The organism is Secundilactobacillus kimchicus JCM 15530 (genome assembly GCF_001433995.1).
GTDB lineage: Bacteria > Bacillota > Bacilli > Lactobacillales > Lactobacillaceae > Secundilactobacillus > Secundilactobacillus kimchicus.
Genome location: NZ_AZCX01000034.1, coordinates 1 through 375 on the forward strand (window position 1 = coordinate 1; position 375 = coordinate 375).

The 375-nt window shown below is 49.1% G+C and carries 1 pseudogene; it reads right to left on the minus strand.

The features are described from left to right. A pseudogene (locus FC96_RS13060) lies at positions 1 to 375 on the minus strand (hypothetical protein); the annotation flags it as partial.

Consider the following 375-nt stretch of genomic DNA (forward strand, 5'->3'; position numbering starts at 1 on the left):
GTAATGACCAGGTTACCGTCTTTGTCAGTGACTTGCTTCGTCACAGTGAGGGAATCGCCTTGATCACCTTTGTCACCTTGATCACCCTTATCGCCTTTGTCACCCTTAGGAATCGTCAGTGTCTTCCCGTCGCCGAAGGTAATCACCAGGTTACCGTCGCCATCGGTCGTTTGGCCGGTGATCGTAGCATCCTGACCGTCATCACCCTTAGCGATTGTTACTTTAGAACCGTCGCTGAGGATCAGAACCGTATTACCATCTTTGTCAGTACTTTGATCTGTAACTGTGAGGGATTCACCTTGATCACCCTTATCACCTTTATCGCCTTTGTCTCCCTTGGCAATCGTGACTTTAGAACCGTCACCGAAGATCAGA